Source organism: Pseudomonas sp. MDT1-85 (assembly GCF_054898065.1).
The window spans coordinates 5409842-5432056 of sequence record NZ_CM142715.1; the positions used below are offsets into that span (position 1 = coordinate 5409842).

Consider the following 22215-nt stretch of genomic DNA (forward strand, 5'->3'; position numbering starts at 1 on the left):
AATTACGCTTACGCATGCAGCCTGAAGATCAATGATTGCGAGGCGCTCACCAAAGGAATTGGTGAGATTCGCAGAAACTGAAAATCAGCGGTTGACTTGGTAATGAGAATCGCTATGATTATCACAACTGGTCGCGAGACTGGTCGATATTCTGAAAAGCCCTTGGTTCGGACTCTCAGATTATCTCCTCATCAGGCTAATCACGGTTATTTGACCCGGCTCTTGCCGGGTCTTTTTTTGCCTGTGGAAAACTCGCCAGGTTTTACTGCCCTGACTGCCTGCCGAACTGTTTACGCATTTGCGCGCAGTAATCCTGCGGCGGCGTGGCAGGCGTATACCAGACGTAATCGGCCATGGTCGGCGTGACCTCGGCGCCCTGCTCCGCCAGCATCAATACGGTTGGCGCCTCGTGCTCACCCAAGTCCTGCATATGGATTGGCACTCCGACATCCTTGCGCGCGTGGTATGCGCCGGCAAACAGCAGTGAAGGCGCAGGTGCGGCCAGTAATCGCCCGGCCATCCGCCGGTCACGTTGCTGCTGGACAGTCAGCATCGCGGGCATTTGCGATGTGGGCAGCAAGCCGCAATGGGAATCGCTGATCTGTGCCAGCAACGTCTCCTTGACCATCGGGGCGTTAGAACGCGAACCGCTCAATGTCGGCGGCTTGGCATAGACAGTACGGACTTCAATCGTGTCCAGATTGGCCGCCAGCAACGGGTATGGCTGAGTCAGGGCAAAACCAACGATCGGCCCATAAAGATTCCAGTCCCAACCGGATTGCCAGGCCAATGCATTGGGCAAGTCCGCCGGTAGCGGTGAAGACTGCCTAACACGATCGACGCGCACTTGTTGATCCGGCGTGAGCATTTCCAGCAGCAAACTGCCTTGGGGCCGCTGCTCATTCAATGCCTGCAATAACCATAATTGCAGTTGATGGTGATCACGATTGTCATGCTGTTCGCCGACGATCAGCCGCGAAGGCTTGGTTAACCGTGCAAGCAGTTCCTGCGCTGTCAGTGTTTGACCGCTGCGCAGTTCCCGGATCTCGCCACTGATCGGCGGCGGCGCCGACACATGCTGGCAAGCACTCAGTAACAGCACAGCCAGAATCACCATCACACGCATGTTCTCACCTCGATGAAATGCTCAGCGGGCGATGATCAGCGGATGCCCACGTTCCGGGTGCGGCTGCACCAGTACTTCCAGCCCGAACACAGCCTTGAGCGGTTCGGGGCGCAGCACCTGCTCCGGGGTATCCAGCGCCACGGGACGCCCACCTTCGAGCAGCAACAGACGATCACAATAGCGTGCCGCCAGGTTCAGATCATGCAAGATCACCAGCGCCGCGGCGCCACGATCAGCGAACTCGCGCACCGCTTGCAGAGTAGTGTGTTGGTGCAGCGGGTCGAGCATTGATGTCGGCTCATCAAGCAACAACGTTTGCCCCGCCTCCCCCGGCCACAGTTGCGCTAGCACCCGCGCAAGGTGCACCCGCTGACGCTCGCCGCCAGACAATGCCAGATAACTACGACCACTCAGGTGCTGCGCATCGGCTGCGTGCAGCGCGGCGGCGATGATTTCGTCATCCCGAACCCGGCCGCTTTGATAAGGCAAACGCCCCATGCCGACCACTTCTTCGACGCGAAAGGCAAAGTCCAGGGTCGACACCTGCGGCAACACCGCCAACCGCTGGGCTCGCTGCCCCCCGGCCCAATGACTCAGCTCGCGCTCATCGAGCCAGACATTGCCGTGGTCCGCCTGCAATTCGCCGCAGAGGGCGCCGAGCAAAGTGCTTTTACCGGCACCGTTGGGGCCAAGCACACCGAGGACTTCGCCCGGCTTGAGTTCAAGGGTGATGTCCGTGAGAACAATCTTTCGACCGCGCCGGATTTGCAGATTCTGCGTTCGTAACATCAGGCACGCCCTCTGAGCAGTAAATACAGAAAGAACGGTGCGCCAATGAAAGCCGTGACGATCCCGATCGGCAACTCGGCCGGCGCCAGGGCCAGTCGCGCCACCAGATCGGCAAACAGCAAGAGACTGGCGCCCGCCAATATCGACGCCGGCAACAACACCCTATGATCGGGGCCGGCCAGCAACCGCACCAGATGCGGCACCACCAGGCCGACAAAACCGATCATCCCCGCTGCCGCGACCGCTGCGCCGACGCCCAGCGCCGTGCAGAACACCAGTTCGCGCTTGAGGGCTTCGACGTCGATGCCCAAGTGACCGGCCTCCGACTCTCCCAGCAACAATGCATTCAAGGCCTTGGCTCGACGCGGCAACCACAGCGCCACACCGGTGCTCACCAGCAGCAACGGCCAAAGTCGCGAATAGCTGGCGCCGTTAAGACTGCCCAGGTTCCAGAAGGTCAGGGTGCGCAGGGTCGCGTCATCCGCCAGATAGGTGAATAACCCTACCGCCGAACCGGCCAGGGCAGTCAATGCAATACCGGCCAGCAGCATGGTGGCGACGTTGGTCTGGCCATTGCGTCGCCCCAATCGATAGACCAGCGCCGTTACACCCAGCCCGCCGAGAAACGCGCACACCGACAACAAATAAGGCCCGAAGGATTCAGGCAGACCGCCGAACACCGATCCACCGACAATCGCGATGGCTGCACCCAATGCCGCGCCACTGGAGACCCCGACCAATCCCGGATCGGCCAGAGGGTTGCGAAACAGGCCCTGCATCGCCACGCCGGACAGCGCCAGCACGCCGCCCACCGCCAAGCCCAACAAGGTTCGTGGCAAGCGAATCTGCCCGAGGATCAGCTCGGCCTGCTCCAACCCGTCGGGCGCGATTGGCAAACCAATCAGCCGCAACGCCGCGCGCAACGTGTCGAACAACGGCAAACTCACCGGCCCCAACGCCAGCGACAACCAGATTGCCAGCAAACACAGCAGGCTCAGCCCAATGAATAAGGCACGGGGTCTAACCAGAAGAGTCATTGGCCGGTCGTACCGGGATAGAACTCGTCAGACAGCCTGATCAGGCTTTCCGGCAACCTTGGCCCCAGTCCACCCACCAACAACGTCGGGTCCAGTTCCATGACTCGCCCCTCCTTGGCCGCGCGGGTGGACGAGAGGATCGGATTCTCCTTGAACAACGCCGCGCGCGCCGCATCGCCCGTCAATGCACGGTCGGCAAACACCAGCACTTCGGGATTGAGACTGGCCAGGGACTCTATGGAAAACGGTTTGTAGCCAGTATGGGTTGCCAGGTTGTGGCCACCGGCCTGTTGCAGCAACCAATCGGCGGCGGTGTCTTTACCGGCAATCAACGGTTTACCGCCCGCATGCCCCAACAGCAGCAATACGCCCGGTGCTTTGTGTTTGAGTTGCGCCTGACTGACCCGTGCCTGTTGCTGATCGAGTTGCTGTTGATAAGTCTGGAATACTTGCGAAGCCCGATCTTCAGCCCCCAGCAATTTGCCCAGATGCTGCAAGTTGCCCTGCAATGTCGGCAAATCTGGTTGGGCCGAGAACAGTTCGACCTGAACGCCCGCGCTGCGAATCTGTGAAAGCACCGGTGGCGGCCCCATTTCTTCGGTGCCCACCAGGATCTGCGGGCGCAGGCTCAGAACGCCTTCTGCCGAGAGTTGCCGTTGATAGCCGATGCTCGGCAGTGCTTTCAGCGATTCAGGATGCTGACTGGTGGTATCGACACCCACCAGTTTCGACTCACCACCCAATGCGCTGACCCATTCCGACAACGCACCACCGGCGCTGACCCAACGTTGCGGCAACTCGGCTGCCGTGCTCTGGTGACTGACGAGCAGGCCGACACAGAGCGCAGCAACGCGGGTACTCAGGCGCATAAACAGCTTCCTTTAAGGTTTTCCCGGGCATCGAGAGGGCAGGCCAAGTATCCTCGGCATCCGGCAATCGCCCTGTGGGTGAGCGGCCATTTGATAATTGTTTGCATTTGAACGTCAAGCTCGGACATATCTGGTCACGAGCTGCGGGACTTGAGGATAAACATGAAGTTTCTTTGCACAGGTGCCGAATTGTCTGACGCCAGCAGTCGCGGTTTCGACGTTAACGGTCAGAAACTCCTGGCGGTGCGCCGGGCTGGCCGGGTGTATGTGTATGAAAATCGCTGCCCGCACCGGGGCGTCGGACTGGAATGGAAGCCCGACCAGTTTCTCGACGCCAGCAACAGCCTGATCCAGTGCGCCACCCATGGCGCACTGTTTCTGATCGAAGACGGCGAATGCGTCGCCGGTCCGTGTGCCGGACAATCCCTGGCCACCATCCCCTGCCGCGAAGACGAGCAAGGGATCTGGGTCACGCTTTAACCCTTCAGCAGCACTTCCAGCCGCCGATTGACCACCATCTCTTCGTGGGTCAAGTGCACGCCATACGCCAGCACTTCGACCCCACACGCCACCGCTTCGCGTAACGCCGCCGCGTAGGCCGAATCGATTTCTTCCGCAGGACGCACGGAGTCGATGCCGGTCAGGTTCACGCAATACAACTGCACGGCACGAATCCCGTCCCGGGCCAAATGCGCCAACTCGCGTAAATGCTTGGCCCCGCGCTGGGTCACCGCGTCGGGAAACGCCGCCACCAACGAGCCATCGAAGCCCAGGGTGACGCTTTTGACTTCCACATATGCGGGCCCGCTCGGGTAATCGAGACGGAAATCGATGCGGCTGCTTTCCTGACCGTAGGCCACTTCGCGCTTCAGTTCGGTAAAGCCGTTCAGCTCGGTGATGACATTGGCCCGCAACGCCTCCTCGATCAAACCGTTGGCGCGCCCGGTGTTTACGCAGAACAGCCGCCCCTGTGGGGTTTCCCCGACTTCCCAAGTGCCGGGCAACTTACGCTTGGGGTCGTTGGAACGGCTGAACCAGACCTGCCCGCCTTCGACTTGGCAATTAAGCATCGAACCGGTGTTAGGACAGTGAATGGTCAGCAACTCGCCGCTAACGGTTTCGATATCGGCAAGAAAACGTTTGTAGCGTCGGATCAAGCGACCTTCTTCAAGGGGAGGATGAAAACGCATCAGCCTTGCCAGCTCCGCAATCCGCGAGCGATCCGCTCAACCGCTTCCTGCAAGCGTGGAAGACTTTGGGTGTAGGCAAACCGCACATGATGCCCGGCCTGATAACGCCCGAAGTCCAGGCCTGGGGTGATCGCAACGTGCTCGTTTTCGAGGAAATGCTGGCAGAACGCGAAGGCATCGCCGCCGAACTTGCTGATATCGGCGTACAAATAGAACGCACCTTCCGGTTCCACGACGATACCGAAGCCCAGCTCCCTCAGTGCTGGCAACAGGAAATCACGACGTCGCCCGAACTCGGCGCGGCGCTCCTCGAAAATCTGGATGGTGGCGGGTTCGAAGCAAGCCAATGCGGCGTGCTGGGCCATGCTTGGCGCGCTGATGTAAAGGTTCTGGGCGAGTTTCTCCAGCTCACCGACCGCCGCTTCTGGCGCTACCAGCCAACCGAGGCGCCAGCCGGTCATGCCGAAATACTTGGAAAAACTATTGAGGACGAAAGCGCTGTCATCGACTTCCAGCACGCTGGCCGCATCCGTGCCGTAAGTCAGGCCATGGTAGATCTCGTCGACCACCAGATGGCCGTGGCGGGCCTTGATCGCTGCAGAGAGCCCGGCCAACTCGTCGCGGGTCAGGATGGTCCCGGTCGGGTTGGCCGGTGATGCCACCAGGGCGCCGACGCTGTCGTGATCCCAGTGACGCGCGACCAGATCCGGGGTCAGCTGATAACGCACGTCCGGACCTACAGGAACAAGCTGCGCCGCGCCTTCCACCAACCGCAGAAAGTGCCGGTTGCAGGGGTAACCCGGATCGGCGAGCAGCCAATGCTTGCCTGGGTCGACCAACAAGGCAGTGGCCAACAGCAACGCGCCTGAACCGCCGGGCGTGATGAGAATTCGTTGCGGATCGATGTTCAGCCCGTAACGCTGCTGATAAAAGCCCGAAATGGCTTCACGCAGTTCAGGAAGGCCGCGGGCGGCGGTGTAACGGGTCTTCCCCGCCGTCAGCGCGGCCTGGCCGGCCTGGATGATCGGCTCGGCGGTGGTGAAGTCCGGCTCGCCGATCTCTAGGTGAATCACGTCGTGGCCGGCTGCTTGCAGTTCGTTGGCCCGCGCCAGCAGGGCCATGACGTGAAACGGTTCGATAGCGCGACTGCGCGCACTGTAGGACAGAGCCATTAGCCTTCCTTACAACGGGGGAAAAGAATCGATTCTACCCAAGCACAGGAACGAGCGAGAACCTAAAGCGGTCAGAGCCCATATAACGCGGGTCTCAAACGGTTCAAGCGTATGCTCCAGGTTTGACTAAAATCAATAATTGATCGGGTCTCCAGAGCCACCAGGCAAGGCTTTGTAATCTTTTGCAAGGCCTACGGGCCGCGGGCTCGACATCCGGGAGTAGCGCGGTCCGATTTGATCTGGTAAGTTCGCCCGCTTGCAGCCGCAGGGCCGGCAGGTGTCGGTGATGGAGCAATCCTGCGCAATGGATTACAAGAGTAGAGGCGGTCCATTTCATGCCCACCCAAGCAAAGCAACAACAGAACCAGTCGATCAGCGGCTTCGAACCCTACAAAGAAGTGAAGGGCGAAGAGTACATGGGCAAGCCCATGCGCGCTCACTTCACCAAGATCCTGAACAAGTGGAAACAGGACTTGATGCAGGAAGTCGACCGTACTGTTGATCACATGAAAGACGAAGCGGCCAACTTCCCGGACCCGGCAGATCGTGCCAGCCAGGAAGAGGAATTCAGCCTTGAATTGCGCGCCCGCGACCGCGAGCGCAAGTTGATCAAGAAAATCGACAAAACCCTGCAATTGATCGAAGACGAAGAATACGGCTGGTGCGAGTCCTGTGGCGTCGAAATCGGCGTCAAGCGACTGGAAGCCCGCCCTACCGCCGACATGTGCGTTGACTGCAAGACCCTGGCGGAAATCAAGGAAAAGCAAGTCGGCAAGTAATCTTTGCGACTTGAACGAAGAACGGAGCGTGCGAACGCTCCGTTTTTTTGTTTCTGAATTTCGCCTCGGTAGAAAACCTGTGGGAGCGAGCCTGCTCGCGAATGCGGTGTGTCAGGCAACATTAATGTTGGAGCTGATGGCCCCTTCGCGAGCAGGCTCGCTCCCACAGGGACTTGCGCACGACCAGACAAAGTAAACTTGCCCTATGACCGCCATCGCCACCCCCGCCTACATCGGGCGCTTCGCCCCCACGCCCAGTGGCCACTTGCACTTCGGTTCTCTGGTCGCAGCACTGGCCTCCTACCTCGACGCCCGTTCGGTCGGCGGGCGCTGGCTGGTGCGCATGGAGGATCTCGATCCGCCACGGGAAGAGCCCGGCGCTCAGGCCGCGATTCTCAAGGCACTGGAAAGCTACGGGTTCGAGTGGGATGGCGACATGGTCCGACAGAGCGAGCGGCACGCTGCCTATGACGAAGTCATCAATCGCCTGTTCAATCAGGGCCTGGCCTACGCTTGTACCTGTTCACGCAAGCAATTGGAGCCGTATCACGGCATCTATCCCGGATTCTGCCGCAACGCGGGGCACGGCACCGAGAACGCAGCGATTCGCCTGCGTGTGCCGGAACTGGAATACCACTTCATCGACCGGGTGCAGGGCGAGTTCCGTCAACATCTCGGCCGGGAAGTCGGTGATTTCGTGATCCGCCGTCGCGACGGGCTTTACGCCTATCAATTGGCCGTGGTGCTGGACGACGCCTGGCAAGGCATTACCGATATCGTGCGCGGTGCCGACCTGCTGGATTCCACGCCGCGCCAGCTCTATCTGCAAGAGCTGCTGGGCCTGCCGCAACCGCGCTACCTGCACATCCCGCTGATTACCCAGCCGGACGGCCACAAACTCGGCAAATCCTATCGCTCGCCGCCGCTGACCGAAGATCAGGCCACGCCGCTATTACTGCGCGCATTACGGGCGCTGGGGCACAAGCCTGTGACCGAACTGAATGACGCCACGCCGCGGGAAGTGCTGAACTGGGGCGTTGCCCACTGGGATGCATCGCTGATCCCGCGCACACTGACCTTGCCCGAAGCGCAACTGCAGTGATGCCACTTGCAGTGGCGCGCCCATCCGTTACCATCGCCGCACGTTTTCGGGCACGCGCATAAAAAAGAGAGGCCGGGATGTACATCTATCGCTTGGTCCTGCTCCTGGTAGTCGGGATTTATCTGTTCTCCCCGGCCATCATGGATTGGTGGATCGACGCCACGGGCGCCTGGTATCGCCCTTATTTGCTCTGGCTGATTCTGATTGTCGTGACCTTCATCCTGCAGAGCCAAAAAGATGCCGATGAGCTTTAGCCTGACCCAGATGATCCTGATCAGCGCCGCGTACCTGGCGGTGCTGTTCGGTGTGGCCTGGATCAGTGAACGGGGCATGATCCCCCGGGCGATCATTCGCCACCCGCTGACGTACACCCTGTCGCTAGGCGTCTACGCCAGTGCCTGGGCGTTTTACGGCACGGTGGGCCTGGCCTATCAGTACGGCTACGGTTTTCTGTCCAGCTACCTCGGGGTTTCCGGAGCGTTTCTGCTGGCGCCGGTGCTTTTGTACCCAATCCTGAAAATCACCCGCACTTATCAGCTCTCGTCCCTGGCCGACTTGTTCGCGTTTCGTTTCCGCAGCACCTGGGCCGGCGCACTGACGACCATTTTCATGCTGATCGGCGTGCTGCCGTTGCTGGCGCTGCAGATTCAGGCGGTGGCCGACTCCATCAGCATCCTCACCCGCGAGCCGGTGCAGCATCGCGTGGCCCTGAGCTTTTGCGCACTGATTACGCTGTTCACGATTTTCTTCGGCTCACGCCACATCGCTACCCGCGAGAAACATGAAGGACTGGTGTTTGCGATTGCCTTTGAGTCGGTGATCAAACTGATCGCGATTGGCGGCGTCGGCCTGTATGCGCTGTATGGCGTGTTCGATGGCCCGCAACAGCTGGAACTGTGGCTGCTGCAAAACCAGACCGCCCTCGCCGCCCTGCACACGCCATTGCAGGAAGGCCCGTGGCGCACGCTGCTGCTGGTGTTCTTCGCCTCGGCGATCGTGATGCCGCACATGTACCACATGACCTTTACCGAAAACCTCAACCCGCGCTCACTGGTCAGTGCGAGCTGGGGTCTGCCGCTGTTTCTGCTGTTGATGAGCCTCGCGGTGCCGCTGATTCTCTGGGCCGGGCTGAAACTCGGCGCTACGACCAATCCGGAATACTTCACCCTGGGCATCGGCATCGCCGCCAACAGTAAAGCCCTGGCGCTATTGGCGTATATCGGCGGATTGTCGGCGGCCAGTGGCCTGATCATCGTCACCACGCTGGCGCTGTCCGGGATGGCGCTGAACCATCTGGTGCTGCCGCTCTATCAGCCGCCGGCCGAAGGCAATATTTACCGTTGGCTGAAGTGGACCCGCCGGGCACTGATCGTCGCGATCATCATGGCCGGTTACGGTTTCTACCTGATGCTGGGTGCCGAGCAGGATCTGGCCAACCTCGGCATCGTCGCCTTCGTCGCCACGTTGCAGTTCCTGCCGGGGGTATTGTCGGTGCTGTACTGGCCGACCGCCAACCGTCGCGGCTTCATCGCCGGCCTGCTGGCGGGGATTCTGGTGTGGCTGGTGACCATGCTGTTGCCGCTGGTCGGCAATCTGCAAGGCTTCTACATTCCTCTGCTGAACATGATTTACGTGCTGGACGACACCAGTTGGCACATGGCAGCGATTGCCTCGCTGGCCGCCAACGTGCTGATGTTCACGCTGATTTCGTTGTTCACCAACGCCAGTCCTGAAGAGGCCAGCGCCGCCGAAGCCTGCGCGGTGGACAACGTTCGCCGCCCGCAACGCCGCGAACTGCATGCCGCCTCGCCCCAGGAATTTGCCACACAGCTTGCAAAACCATTGGGCGCCAAGGCTGCACAGAAAGAAGTCGAACAGGCGCTGCGTGACCTCTATCTGCCGTTCGATGAACGCCGGCCATACGCCTTGCGCCGTCTGCGTGACCGTATCGAAGCCAACCTCTCCGGCCTGATGGGGCCGAGCGTGGCGCAGGACATGGTCGAAACCTTCCTGCCCTACAAGGCTGGCGGCGAAAACTACGTCACCGAAGACATCCACTTCATCGAAAGTCGTCTTGAGGATTACCACTCGCGCCTCACCGGTCTTGCCGCCGAACTCGATGCCCTGCGCCGCTACCACCGCCAGACCCTGCAGGAATTGCCGATGGGCGTGTGCTCGCTGGCCAAGGATCAGGAAATCCTCATGTGGAACAAAGCCATGGAGGAACTGACCGGGATTGCCGCGCAGCGTGTGGTCGGTTCGCGCCTGAGCACCATTGGCGATCCGTGGAGAGAACTGCTGCAAGGCTTCATCAATCTGCCGGATGAGCATTTGCACAAACAGCACCTGGCCCTCGACGGTCAGACGCGCTGGCTGAACCTGCACAAAGCGGCGATCGATGAACCGCTGGCGCCGGGCAACAGCGGCCTGGTACTGCTGGTGGAAGATTTGACCGAAACCCAGATGCTCGAAGACAAACTGGTGCACTCCGAGCGCCTGGCCAGCATCGGTCGACTGGCAGCCGGCGTGGCCCATGAAATCGGCAACCCGATCACCGGCATTGCCTGTCTCGCGCAAAACTTGCGCGAAGAGCGTGAGGATGACGCCGAACTCACGGAAATCAGCGGGCAGATCCTCGAGCAGACCAAACGCGTGTCACGCATCGTTCAGTCGCTGATGAGCTTCGCCCATGCCGGCAGTTATCAGCACACTGACGAGCCCGTCTGTCTGGCGGAAGTGGCTCAGGATGCCATCGGCCTGCTGGCCTTGAACCGGCGCAATTTCGAAGTACAGTTCTACAACCTGTGCGACCCCGATCACTGGGTCGAAGGCGACCCGCAACGGCTCGCCCAGGTATTGATCAACCTGCTCTCAAACGCCCGCGACGCCTCACCTGCGGGCAGTGCGGTGCGAGTTAAAAGCGAAGCCGGCGAACACACGGTCGATCTGATCGTCGAAGACGAAGGCAGCGGTATTCCCTCGAACATCATGGACCGACTGTTCGAACCTTTCTTCACCACCAAGGATCCTGGCGAAGGCACCGGTCTGGGCCTTGCACTGGTCTATTCCATCGTTGAAGAGCATTATGGACAAATCACCATCGACAGCCCGGCTGATGTTCAAAGCCAACGCGGCACCCGTATTCGGGTGACTTTGCCGCGTCATGTCGAAGCGACGTCCGCTGTGAACTGAGACCGTCGAGAGTATCGAATCAATGCCGCACATTTTGATCGTCGAAGACGAAACAATTATCCGCTCCGCCTTGCGCCGTCTGCTGGAACGTAACCAGTACCAGGTCAGCGAAGCCGGATCCGTGCAGGAAGCACAAGAGCGTTTCAGCATTCCCACATTTGACCTGATCGTCAGCGACCTGCGTCTTCCGGGCGCACCGGGTACCGAGTTGATCAAACTCGGCCAGGGCACTCCGGTGCTGATCATGACCAGTTACGCCAGCCTGCGTTCGGCCGTCGACTCCATGAAGATGGGCGCGGTCGATTACATCGCCAAGCCTTTCGATCACGACGAAATGCTTCAGGCCGTCGCGCGAATCCTGCGTGACCGGCAATCGGCGCAAGCCAGCGGTGAACCGGTCGTCGGTAAAACGGGCAATGGCGCCGCGAAAAACGGTGTCGACAACAGCAACGGCGAAATCGGCATTATCGGCTCGTGCCCGCCGATGCAGGACCTGTACAGCAAGATCCGCAAAGTCGCGCCGACCGATTCCAATGTCCTGATCCAGGGCGAATCCGGTACCGGTAAAGAACTGGTAGCACGCGCCCTGCATAACCTGTCCAAACGCGCCAAGGCGCCGATGATTTCGGTGAACTGCGCGGCCATTCCGGAAAGCCTGATCGAGTCCGAACTGTTCGGCCACGAAAAAGGCGCATTTACCGGCGCCAGTGCCGGGCGTGCCGGGTTGGTGGAAGCAGCGGACGGCGGCACCTTGTTCCTCGATGAAATCGGCGAACTGCCACTGGAAGCCCAGGCCCGCCTGTTACGTGTGTTGCAGGAGGGCGAAATCCGCCGGGTCGGTTCGGTGCAGTCGCAGAAGGTCGATGTACGCCTGATTGCCGCGACGCACCGGGACCTCAAGAGCCTGGCGAAGATCGGCCAGTTCCGCGAAGACTTGTATTACCGCCTTCACGTGATCGCCCTGAAACTGCCGGCCTTGCGTGAGCGCGGTGCAGACGTCAATGAAATTGCCACGGCATTCCTCGCGCGGCAGAGCGCACGGGTTGGCCGTACCGATCTGAAATTCGCCACCGATGCCGAACAGGCCATTCGACATTACTCCTGGCCGGGTAACGTTCGCGAGCTGGAAAACGCGGTCGAGCGTGCGGTGATCCTGTGCGAAAGCCCGGAGATCTCCGCAGAGCTGCTGGGCATCGATATCGAACTGAGCGATCTGGATGACGACGGCTTCATTGGCCTGGCGCCCCAGCAGGGCAACAGCGCCGGTAACACCAGCCACGAACCGACCGAAGATTTGTCCCTGGAAGACTACTTCCAGCATTTCGTACTCGAGCATCAAGACCACATGACCGAAACCGAACTGGCCCGCAAACTCGGGGTCAGTCGCAAATGCCTGTGGGAACGCCGTCAGCGTCTGGGCATTCCGCGGCGCAAGACCGGGGTGGCGAGCGAGAGCTGAACCACCGCTGTCGGATGTGCGGGTAACACATGACCTTGTGAAAAAACTGTTACCTCAGCTTTTTCACGTAACAGAAGCCGGGGCTTACGGTAACGAAGCCCCGGTTTTTTTGGGCCCCGAAAAACATCATTAGCCCGCCTAACCCCTTGTTTTACTAGGCTTCACAAAAGTTGGCACGCACCCTGCTATATGTTTGGTACAAGAACAATAACAAGCAATGCACAAGACAATAAAAATAAGACGTATCGACTCACGCATAATAAAAACAAGACGGCGAGAGGCGTAGCTAACTGATTCTTTTGGAGAGGCGTTGCATTTGGGGCTTGCCCCACGACCAGGCCGAGAATAATAAAAAACTGTCTTAAGACAGTGCCTGAACTGGTTGGATCTAACGATCATAGCAACACAGCGACCAAAGCAATCCGTTTGCTCTTGGCTCCCGATTGGGAGGGTCATGAAGGAAAACTTCATGGCAAGGGCGCTCAACAAAAACAAGAAGCCCGAAACCAATAATAAAAATAGAGCATGCAACTACTTCTTGGGGAGCTTCGGCTCCCCTTGTGGTTTCTGGCGTTTGGCCTTCACGCTGCCCTGTAGCAGCTGCCGAGCCCGCGAGGCTGCGTTCGGCTGCGCAGCAGTCGCAAATGCGGACAGCCGGTTTCTTCTGACACACCGTAATCTCTGGTTTTACGACGGCTTCGCCGCCCAACGCTGCCTCGCGCTGCTCGACAGCTGCTACAGGGCTGCCGAACAAAACCGTGCCCGCCAGACAACCCCTTCAAGCGCTTGCGCAGCTTCCTACACCATCCCCCGACTAAATGCTAGAATCCCCGCCCATCATGCGGTCATTCTTCGTTATGGCCGAACATTCCTTCAAACAGTGCATCCCATGCTGAAGAAGTTGTTCCAGTCATTCCGTTCTCCCAAGCGTCATACGCAACACATTCGCAGTACGCCTGAAGTGCTCAACAGCGGCCAACATTCGCTGCAAAAGGCACAGTTCAGCCGTTACGCAGTGAATATCGTCGAACGCCTGCAGAACGCCGGTTACCAGGCTTACCTGGTCGGCGGCTGTGTGCGTGACATGCTGCTCGGCATCACGCCGAAAGACTTCGACGTCGCCACCAGCGCCACGCCAGAACAGGTACGCGCGGAATTTCGCAACGCGCGGATCATCGGTCGGCGTTTCAAACTGGTGCATATCCACTTTGGCCGCGAAATCATTGAAGTCGCGACCTTCCGCGCCAACCACCCGCAAAACGACGAAGATGAAGACAGCAACCAATCGTCTCGTAATGAAAGCGGGCGCATTCTGCGCGACAACGTCTATGGCACCCTGGAAGAAGACGCGCAACGCCGCGACTTCACCATCAACGCCTTGTATTACGATCCGGTCAGCGAACGCATTCTCGACTACGCCAACGGCGTACACGACATCCGCAATCACCTGATCCGCCTGATTGGCGATCCGAAGCAACGCTACCAGGAAGACCCGGTGCGGATGCTGCGGGCCGTGCGTTTCGCCGCCAAGCTGAATTTCGGCATCGAAAAACACAGCGCAACGCCTATCCGCGAACTGGCGCCGTTGCTGCGCGAGATCCCGTCGGCTCGTCTGTTCGAAGAAGTGCTCAAGTTGTTCCTCTCCGGCCATGCCGCGGACACCTTCGAAATGCTGGTCGATCTGCAGTTGTTCGATCCGCTGTTCCCGGCCAGTGCGGCAGCGTTGGAATACAACCCGACCTACACCCACACGCTGATCAGTGAAGCGCTGATCAACACGGACCTGCGGATCAAGCAGAACAAACCGGTCACCCCGGCATTCCTGTTTGCCGCCCTGCTCTGGCCTGCCCTGCCGGCCCGCGTGTTGCGCCTGCAAGAACGCGGCATGCCGCCGATTCCTGCGATGCAGGAAGCCGCTCACGAGTTGATCGCCGAACAGTGCCAGCGCATCGCCATTCCGAAACGCTTCACCATGCCGATCCGCGAGATCTGGGACATGCAGGAGCGTCTGCCACGGCGCAGCGGCAAACGCGCCGACCTGTTGCTGGACAACCCGCGGTTCCGTGCCGGTTACGACTTCCTGCTGCTGCGCGAAAGCGCCGGTGAGCAGACCGATGGCCTGGGCGAGTGGTGGACCGACTATCAGGACGCCAACGACAGCGAACGCCGGGACATGATCCGTGACCTGAGCGGCAAGGACGAAGGTACCGGTGCTCCACGCAAACGTCGCCGCAGCGGCGGTGCCAAGCGCAAGCGCGCTGCCGGCGCACCGAGCGCTACAGGCGAGTAAGCCATGGAACGCATCTACATCGGCATGGGCAGCAATCTGGCTGACCCCGCCGAACAATTGCGCAGCGCTGTCGAAGCGCTGGCGCAATTGCCGCAAACCGAACTGATCGGGGTTTCCGGGTTTTATCAAAGCGACTCGCTGCTTCCCGGCCAACCGCGTTACACCAACGCGGTCGCCGCGCTCGACAGCAGCCTCGCGCCGCTAAACCTGCTCGATGCGCTGCAAGCCATCGAGAACGGCCAAGGCCGCGAGCGTCTTGAACGCTGGGGTCCGCGCACGCTGGATCTGGACATCGTGCTGTTCGGCGATCGACTGATTGACGTACCTCGTCTCAAAGTCCCCCACTACCACCTGCAGGAACGGGCCTTTGTGCTCTATCCGCTGGCCGAGCTGGCACCGGCGGATTTGCGCCTGGCCGATGGCCGCAGCCTCACGGAATTGCTCGCTGCCTGCCCGTTCGTCGGGTTGGAACGCATTTCTCACGCCTGACAAAATATCCCTGTGGGAGCGAGCCTGCTCCCGATGACGGACTGACATTCAACAATGATGTTGACTGAATGACCGCTCTCGCGAGCAGGCTCGCTCCCAGATTGGTTTTTGTCGGACAAAAAACCTGCAGATCATCCTTGCCAACCTGCTGAATCGCATCAGTAACGCCGGTAACACCCCGCGCGTAACAACGCGGTAACACACACAATTGACTTCCCGGGTTCTCCTCACGACTATAGGCGTCCCGCTGCCGCCAACGCGGCGCTAAAGGGCGCAATCCAGGCCTTACAAGCACCACGAAAGAAGGTGCGCCTGTATAAATGACGAATCACGCGCGTTACTCGCAGTAGTTTCCATAGCGCCTGTAATGAGGATTTTTTTCATGCCAGCCATCACCCTGACCACGCTCCAGAGCCTCAAGCAGAAAGGTGAAAAAATCACCATGCTGACCTGCTATGACGCGACCTTCGCCCATGCCTGTAATGAGGCCGGGGTTGAAGTGCTGCTGGTGGGCGACTCACTCGGCATGGTCTTGCAAGGTCACGACAGCACTCTGCCGGTGACCACCGCTGAAATGGCCTACCACGTAGCGGCCGTCAAACGCGGCAACGCCGATGCCCTGATCCTTGCCGACCTGCCCTTCATGGCCTACGCCACCAACGAACAAGCCATGATCAACAGCGCCCTGTTGATGCAGGCCGGTGCGCACATGGTCAAGGTTGAAGGAGCATTGTGGCTCGCGGACTCGATCCGTCTGCTGGCCGAACGTGGCATCCCGGTGTGCGCGCATATGGGGCTGACGCCGCAATCGGTCAACATCCTCGGCGGCTATAAAGTCCAGGGCCGCAACGAGAACCAGGCGCGGCAAATGCGTGCCGACGCCATCTCCCTGGAACAGGCCGGCGCGGCCATGCTGCTGCTCGAATGCGTGCCCAGCGAACTGGCCGAAGAAATCACCCAAGCGGTGAAGATCCCGGTGATCGGCATCGGCGCCGGCAGCGGCACCGACGGCCAGGTGCTGGTCCTGCACGACATGCTGGGCCTGTCCATTACCGGCCGCGTGCCAAAATTCGTGAAGAACTTCATGACTGGCCAAACCAGCATTCAAACCGCCTTGAGCGCTTACGTCACTGAAGTCAAAGCGGCGACTTTCCCTGGCATCGAACACGGATTCTCTGCATGAACACCGTAAAAACCGTACGCGAACTGCGGGCCGCCGTGGCTCGTGCCCGTAACGAAGGCAAGCGCATCGGCTTCGTGCCAACCATGGGCAACCTGCACAGCGGGCACATCGCGCTGATTACCAAAGCCACCCAACGGGTGGATTTCGTGGTCGCGAGCATTTTCGTCAACCCCCTGCAGTTTGGCGCCGGCGAAGACCTCGACAAGTACCCGCGGACCCTGGCCGCGGATCAGGAAAAACTGCTCCAGGCCGGTTGCCATCTGCTGTTCGCACCGGCCGTCGAAGAAATGTACCCCGACGGCATGGCGGGTCAGACCCGCGTCAGCGTTCCGCAACTGTCCGAGGGCCTGTGTGGCGCCAGCCGTCCGGGGCATTTCGAAGGGGTGGCGACCGTAGTCAGCAAGCTGTTCAACATGGTCCAGCCGGACCTGGCGATTTTTGGCCAGAAAGACTTCCAGCAACTGGCGGTGATTCGTGCTCTGGTGCAGGACTTGAACATGCCGATCCAGATCATCGGCGAACCCACCGTACGCGCCGCCGACGGTCTGGCGCTGTCGTCGCGCAATGGCTTCCTCAGCGAAGAACAACGTGCCGTCGCGCCAGTGGTCTACCGCACCCTGACCCATATTGCCGATGCAATTAAACAGGGCGAGCGGGATTACCCGATGTTGATCAACGAGCAGATCAAACAGCTTGAAGCCGCTGGCCTGCGTGCGGACTATCTGGAAATTCGCCATGCGCTGACCTTGCGTCCGGCGACGGTCGAAGATCGGGATCTGGTGATTCTGGTGGCGGCGTTCCTGGGCACGACACGGTTGATCGACAACCTGCATCTGAACCTTGACGCTGCGGTTTAAACGGCAAGATCAAAAGACTAAACAGCAACATCGAAAAATAACGGCTAGATCAAAAGATCGCAGCCTGCGGCAGCTCCTACGCGCCTGTGGGCGCTCCCGCCGTTCGATTCCGACCAGGGGAAACACTCATGCACGCCATCATGCTCAAGGCGAAGCTGCATCGCGCCGAAGTCACCCATGCTGTACTCGATTACGAAGGCTCCTGCGCCATCGACGGCGAATGGCTGGACCTGTCCGGCATCCGTGAGTACGAACAGATCCAGATCTACAACATCGACAACGGCGAACGCTTCACCACCTACGCGATTCGTGGCGAAGAAGGTTCGCGCATGATTTCGGTCAACGGTGCTGCTGCGCACAAGGCCAAGGTCGGCGACCGCGTGATCATCTGCGCTTACGCCCATTACAGCGAAGCCGAGCTGCTCAACTTCAAGCCGCGCATGCTCTACATGGCGCCGGGTAACGCACTGAGCCACACCAGCAATGCCATCCCGGTTCAGGTCGCCTGATCGAGCCGCCCCCCCTGCCCACGTTCCGTTTGTCGGACCGCTCCCTGCTTAAATGTTAAAAAAGTACCGGGAGCAGGTCAGACAAAGTCAAGACAGATTGCAGCGCGAGGTTTACTGTATTCGCCCTGCGCCATGAAATCGTGTCGACGCAGTTGACCGGACGCCCACCCGCAGCGCTCCGGGATTTTAGTGTTCAAAAGGCCGTTCAAGTAAAAGGAAAACCGCAGCGATGGCGTATTACCGCACTCCTCACGACGTTACCGCTCTGCCCGCCTGGCAAGCGTTGAATGATCACCGCCAAGCCATGCAGGATTTCAGCATGCGCGAAGCCTTTAATGCCGATCCGCAGCGCTTTACTCAATTCACCCTCAGCAGCTGCGGCCTGTTTCTCGACTACTCGAAAAACCTGATCAACCCCGAGACCCGCAACCTGCTGGTGGGCCTGGCCAACGAAGTCGATCTCCAGGGCGCGATCAAAGCGCTGTTCGATGGCGAAATCGTCAACTCTTCCGAAGGCCGTCCCGCGCTGCACACCGCACTGCGCCGCCCAGTGGGCGACAAGCTGTCGGTCAACGGCGTCAACGTGATGCCCGACGTGCACAAGGTGCTGAACCAGATCACCGATCTCGTGGGCCGCATCCACGATGGTCTGTGGCGCGGTTACACCGAGAAGCCGATCACTGACGTGGTGAACATTGGCATCGGTGGCTCGTTCCTCGGCCCTGAGCTCGTGTCCGAAGCGCTGCTGTCCTACGCCCAGAAAGGTGTGCGCTGCCATTACCTGGCGAACATCGACGGCAGTGAATTCCACGAACTGACCATGAAGCTGCGCGCCGAGACCACGCTGTTCATCGTCTCGTCGAAATCCTTCAACACCCTCGAAACCCTGAAAAACGCCCAGGCCGCACGCGCCTGGTACTTGGCTCAGGGTGGTTCGGAAGCCGAGCTGTATCGTCACTTCATCGCCGTTTCCAGCAACAATGCGGCGGCCGTGGCGTTCGGTATTCGCGAAGAAAACATCTTCCCGATGTGGGACTGGGTTGGCGGGCGTTACTCGCTGTGGTCGGCTATCGGTTTGCCGATTGCACTGGCCATCGGCATGTCGAACTTCAAGGAGCTGCTGTCCGGTGCCTACACCATGGACCAGCACTTCCAGAGCGCGCCATTCGAACAGAACATGCCGGTGCTGCTGGCGTTGCTCGGCGTCTGGTACGGCAACTTCTGGGGCGCGCAAAGCCACGCGATCCTGCCGTACGACCACTACCTGCGCAACATCACCAAACACTTGCAACAGCTGGACATGGAATCCAACGGCAAGAGCGTGCGCCAGGACGGCACGCCAGTGTCCACCGATACCGGCCCAGTGATCTGGGGCGGCGTCGGCTGCAACGGTCAGCACGCTTATCACCAGTTGCTGCACCAGGGCACCCAACTGATTCCGGCCGACTTTATCGTGCCGATCGTCAGCTTCAACCCGGTGGCCGACCACCACCAGTGGCTGTACGCCAACTGCCTGTCCCAAAGCCAGGCACTGATGCTGGGCAAGACCCGCGCCGAGGCCGAAGCCGAGCTGCGTGACAAGGGCATGAGCGAGGATGAAGTACAGAAACTGGCGGCGCACAAGGTGATCCCGGGCAACCGTCCGAGCAACACCCTGGTGGTCGAGCGCATCAGCCCGCGTCGTCTTGGCGCACTGGTGGCGCTGTACGAACACAAAGTCTTCGTGCAAAGCGTGGTCTGGGGCATCAACGCCTTCGACCAGTGGGGCGTGGAACTGGGCAAGGAACTGGGCAAAGGCGTTTACAACCGCCTGGTCGGCAGCGAAGAAACCCCGGCTGACGATGCCTCCACCCAAGGCTTGATCAACTACTTCCGCGGTCGTCACCGCGGTTGATTTGACGCAACACAGCTGCCCTTGTGGGAGCGAGCCTGCTCGCGATAGCGGTCTGACATTCAAATTGATGTTGAATGTTTTGCCGCCATCGCGAGCAGGCTCGCTCCCACATTGGTTTGCGTCGGTCAAAAAATTTGCGGCCGGCACCTTCTACACCGGTCGGCATCCGACTTGAACCCTTTCTCCACTCGGCGCATCTTTATTACTTGTCGTAACAAGAATAAGGAACCGTCATGTTCGATATCAGCACGTTCCCCAAAGCCGATGCCGTCCGCCGGGCTGCACAGTTAAGTCAAGACGACTACCAACGCCTGTACCGTCAATCCATCGAACACCCCAGCACCTTCTGGGCCGAACAGGCCACACGCTTTCTCGACTGGAGCGCGCCGTGGCAAACCGTCCAGCGTTACGACCTGAAAACCGGTGAGGCGAGCTGGTTCGCTGGCGCAACGTTAAACGTCAGTTACAACTGCATCGACCGTCACCTGGAAAAACGCGGCGATCAAATCGCGATCATCTGGGAAGGCGATGACCCCGCCGAATCCGCCCGGATCACCTACAAAAAACTCCATCACAACGTCTGTCGACTGGCCAACGTGCTCAAAAGCCGTGGCGTAAAGAAAGGCGACCGCGTGTGCATCTACATGCCAATGATCCCCGAAGCCGCCTACGCCATGCTCGCCTGCGCGCGCATCGGCGCGATTCATTCGGTGGTGTTCGGCGGTTTCTCCCCGGACTCGTTGCGTGACCGGATCCTCGACGCCGATTGCCGCACCGTAATCACTGCCGACGAAGGTGTGCGCGGCGGTAAATTCGTGCCGCTCAAACAGAACGTCGACACGGCGCTGCAAAGCTGCCCCGACGTGAGCACCGTGATCGTGGTCGAACGTACCCAAGGTCAGGTTAACTGGGTCGACGATCGGGATATCTGGTACCACCAGGCTTTGCGCGACGTCGGCGACGACTGCCCGCCAGAGCCGATAGAGGCCGAAGACCCGCTGTTCATCCTCTACACCTCCGGCAGCACCGGCAAACCCAAAGGCGTGCTGCACACCACTGGCGGCTACTTGCTGCAAGTCGCCATGACCTTCAAGTACGTGCTCGACTATCGCGACGGTGAAGTCTTCTGGTGCACCGCCGATGTCGGCTGGGTCACCGGCCATAGCTACATCGTCTACGGGCCACTGGCCAACGGAGCGACCACGTTGATCTTCGAAGGCGTGCCGAGCTACCCCAGCACTTCGCGCTTCTGGCAGGTGATCGACAAGCACCACGTGAATATCTTCTATACCGCTCCGACCGCGTTGCGCGCGTTGATGCGTGAAGGCCCCGAGCCGTTGAAGGAAACGTCCCGCGAGAGCCTGCGGTTACTCGGCACCGTCGGTGAGCCGATCAACCCGGAAGCCTGGGAGTGGTATTTCAATACGGTCGGCGAGCAGCGCTGCCCGATTGTCGATACCTGGTGGCAGACCGAAACCGGCGGCATCATGCTCAGCCCGCTGGTCAGCACTCAACGGATCAAACCCGGCTGCGCCACCCAACCGATGTTCGGCGTGCAACCGGTATTGCTCGACGAACACGGCAAGGAAATCAAAGGCGCTGGCAGCGGCATACTGGCCATCAAGTCCAGCTGGCCGGCACAGATTCGCAGCGTCTACGGCGACCCGAAACGGATGATCGAAACCTACTTCAAGCCCTACCCCGGCTATTACTTCACCGGCGATGGCGCACGTCGCGACGAGGACGGCGACTACTGGATCACCGGGCGCATCGATGACGTGATCAACGTCTCCGGGCACCGCATCGGCACGGCCGAAGTAGAAAGCGCGCTGGTGCTGCACGACAGCATCGCCGAGGCCGCCGTGGTCGGTTACCCCCATGACGTCAAAGGCCAGGGCATCTATGCCTTCGTCACGCCCATGAATGGCACCGAACCCAACGACGAACTGAAGCACCAATTGCTGGCGCATGTCAGCAAGGAAATCGGCAGCTTCGCCAAACCGGACTTGATCCAATGGGCTCCGGCCCTGCCGAAAACCCGTTCGGGCAAGATCATGCGACGAATTCTGCGCAAGATCGCCTGCAACGAACTGGACAGCCTGGGCGATACCTCGACCCTCGCCGACCCGAGCGTGGTGCAAGGGCTGATCGATCAACGACTGAACCAATGAGCTCGTGTTGTGCATTGGCCGTCGAACGCTAATCACATCCCTGTAGGAGCGAGGCTTGCCCGCGAAGAACGATAACTCGGTGCAACAGATAAACCGCGCCATCGTTC

At 59.9% G+C, this 22215-nt stretch carries 19 protein-coding genes; 13 read left to right on the forward strand and 6 right to left on the reverse strand.

The features are described 5' to 3' along the window. Window positions 1-262 precede the first annotated feature (262 nt). Genes ACYZT2_RS24275 through ACYZT2_RS24290 form a run of 4 tightly spaced genes read right to left on the reverse strand, consistent with a single transcriptional unit; the run spans window position 263 to window position 3821 of the window. Window positions 263-1126, reverse strand: coding sequence for a ChaN family lipoprotein (locus ACYZT2_RS24275; protein ID WP_461968013.1), 864 nt, complete (start codon window positions 1124-1126; stop codon window positions 263-265). A 21-nt stretch (window positions 1127-1147) separates the two neighbouring features. Next, the gene (locus ACYZT2_RS24280) at window positions 1148-1915 is read right to left on the reverse strand and encodes a heme ABC transporter ATP-binding protein (RefSeq protein WP_461968015.1); all 768 of its coding nucleotides are present in this window, start codon (window positions 1913-1915) and stop codon (window positions 1148-1150) included. Next, window positions 1915-2898, reverse strand: coding sequence for a FecCD family ABC transporter permease (locus tag ACYZT2_RS24285; RefSeq protein ID WP_461973250.1), 984 nt, complete (start codon window positions 2896-2898; stop codon window positions 1915-1917). The genes ACYZT2_RS24280 and ACYZT2_RS24285 overlap by 1 nt, the downstream gene beginning before the upstream one ends. A gap of 50 nt (window positions 2899-2948) precedes the next feature. Beyond that, window positions 2949-3821 carry a heme/hemin ABC transporter substrate-binding protein gene (locus tag ACYZT2_RS24290; protein ID WP_461968017.1) on the reverse strand — a complete coding sequence of 291 codons (873 nt, stop codon included), beginning with the start codon at window positions 3819-3821 and terminating at the stop codon, window positions 2949-2951. A 162-nt stretch (window positions 3822-3983) separates the two neighbouring features. Here ACYZT2_RS24290 and ACYZT2_RS24295 point away from each other — a divergent pair, with 162 nt between their 5' ends. Further along, the gene (locus tag ACYZT2_RS24295) at window positions 3984-4301 is read left to right on the forward strand and encodes a Rieske (2Fe-2S) protein (protein ID WP_461968019.1); all 318 of its coding nucleotides are present in this window, start codon (window positions 3984-3986) and stop codon (window positions 4299-4301) included. On the opposite strand, the gene sfsA is transcribed toward ACYZT2_RS24295, so the two are convergent. Beyond that, window positions 4298-5011: a DNA/RNA nuclease SfsA gene (sfsA, locus tag ACYZT2_RS24300; RefSeq protein ID WP_461968021.1), complete on the reverse strand. Its 714-nt coding sequence runs from the start codon at window positions 5009-5011 to the stop codon at window positions 4298-4300. The genes ACYZT2_RS24295 and sfsA overlap by 4 nt on opposite strands. Further along, window positions 5011-6183 (reverse strand): pyridoxal phosphate-dependent aminotransferase, encoded by a 1173-nt coding sequence (locus tag ACYZT2_RS24305; protein ID WP_461968023.1) that lies wholly within the window; start codon window positions 6181-6183, stop codon window positions 5011-5013. Before ACYZT2_RS24305 ends, sfsA begins: the two co-directional genes overlap by 1 nt. Before the next feature lie 335 nt (window positions 6184-6518). On the opposite strand from ACYZT2_RS24305, the gene dksA reads away from it, so the two are divergent. The 12 genes from dksA (at window position 6519) to acs (ending at window position 22108) form a co-directional block, all read left to right on the forward strand. Continuing rightward, window positions 6519-6962: an RNA polymerase-binding protein DksA gene (gene dksA, locus ACYZT2_RS24310; protein WP_030130357.1), complete on the forward strand. Its 444-nt coding sequence runs from the start codon at window positions 6519-6521 to the stop codon at window positions 6960-6962. Window positions 6963-7167: 205 nt separating this feature from the next. Next, the gene (gene gluQRS, locus ACYZT2_RS24315) at window positions 7168-8064 is read left to right on the forward strand and encodes a tRNA glutamyl-Q(34) synthetase GluQRS (RefSeq protein ID WP_461968026.1); all 897 of its coding nucleotides are present in this window, start codon (window positions 7168-7170) and stop codon (window positions 8062-8064) included. Between the two features lie 77 nt (window positions 8065-8141). Next, window positions 8142-8318 carry a hypothetical protein gene (locus ACYZT2_RS24320; protein WP_003176118.1) on the forward strand — a complete coding sequence of 59 codons (177 nt, stop codon included), beginning with the start codon at window positions 8142-8144 and terminating at the stop codon, window positions 8316-8318. Further along, on the forward strand, window positions 8302-11256 hold the full coding sequence (locus ACYZT2_RS24325) for a sensor histidine kinase (RefSeq protein ID WP_461968028.1): 2955 nt from the start codon (window positions 8302-8304) through the stop codon (window positions 11254-11256). The genes ACYZT2_RS24320 and ACYZT2_RS24325 overlap by 17 nt, the downstream gene beginning before the upstream one ends. Before the next feature lie 22 nt (window positions 11257-11278). Beyond that, a complete protein-coding gene (locus ACYZT2_RS24330) occupies window positions 11279-12715 on the forward strand; it encodes a sigma-54-dependent transcriptional regulator (RefSeq protein ID WP_461968030.1) in 1437 nt (478 codons plus the stop codon). Window positions 12716-13604: 889 nt separating this feature from the next. Beyond that, the gene (locus tag ACYZT2_RS24335) at window positions 13605-15005 is read left to right on the forward strand and encodes a polynucleotide adenylyltransferase PcnB (RefSeq protein ID WP_461968032.1); all 1401 of its coding nucleotides are present in this window, start codon (window positions 13605-13607) and stop codon (window positions 15003-15005) included. A 3-nt stretch (window positions 15006-15008) separates the two neighbouring features. Continuing rightward, complete coding sequence (gene folK / locus ACYZT2_RS24340; RefSeq protein WP_461968034.1) at window positions 15009-15494, forward strand: 2-amino-4-hydroxy-6-hydroxymethyldihydropteridine diphosphokinase; 486 nt, start codon at window positions 15009-15011, stop codon at window positions 15492-15494. Between the two features lie 382 nt (window positions 15495-15876). Then, the gene (panB, locus tag ACYZT2_RS24345) at window positions 15877-16677 is read left to right on the forward strand and encodes a 3-methyl-2-oxobutanoate hydroxymethyltransferase (protein WP_461968036.1); all 801 of its coding nucleotides are present in this window, start codon (window positions 15877-15879) and stop codon (window positions 16675-16677) included. After that, window positions 16674-17534: a pantoate--beta-alanine ligase gene (panC, locus tag ACYZT2_RS24350; RefSeq protein ID WP_461968038.1), complete on the forward strand. Its 861-nt coding sequence runs from the start codon at window positions 16674-16676 to the stop codon at window positions 17532-17534. Before panB ends, panC begins: the two co-directional genes overlap by 4 nt. Window positions 17535-17662: 128 nt before the next feature. Further along, a complete protein-coding gene (gene panD, locus ACYZT2_RS24355; protein WP_461968040.1) occupies window positions 17663-18043 on the forward strand; it encodes an aspartate 1-decarboxylase in 381 nt (126 codons plus the stop codon). Between the two features lie 229 nt (window positions 18044-18272). Beyond that, window positions 18273-19937 carry a glucose-6-phosphate isomerase gene (pgi, locus tag ACYZT2_RS24360; RefSeq protein WP_461968042.1) on the forward strand — a complete coding sequence of 555 codons (1665 nt, stop codon included), beginning with the start codon at window positions 18273-18275 and terminating at the stop codon, window positions 19935-19937. Between the two features lie 233 nt (window positions 19938-20170). After that, window positions 20171-22108, forward strand: coding sequence for an acetate--CoA ligase (acs, locus tag ACYZT2_RS24365; RefSeq protein WP_461968044.1), 1938 nt, complete (start codon window positions 20171-20173; stop codon window positions 22106-22108). Window positions 22109-22215 lie beyond the last annotated feature (107 nt).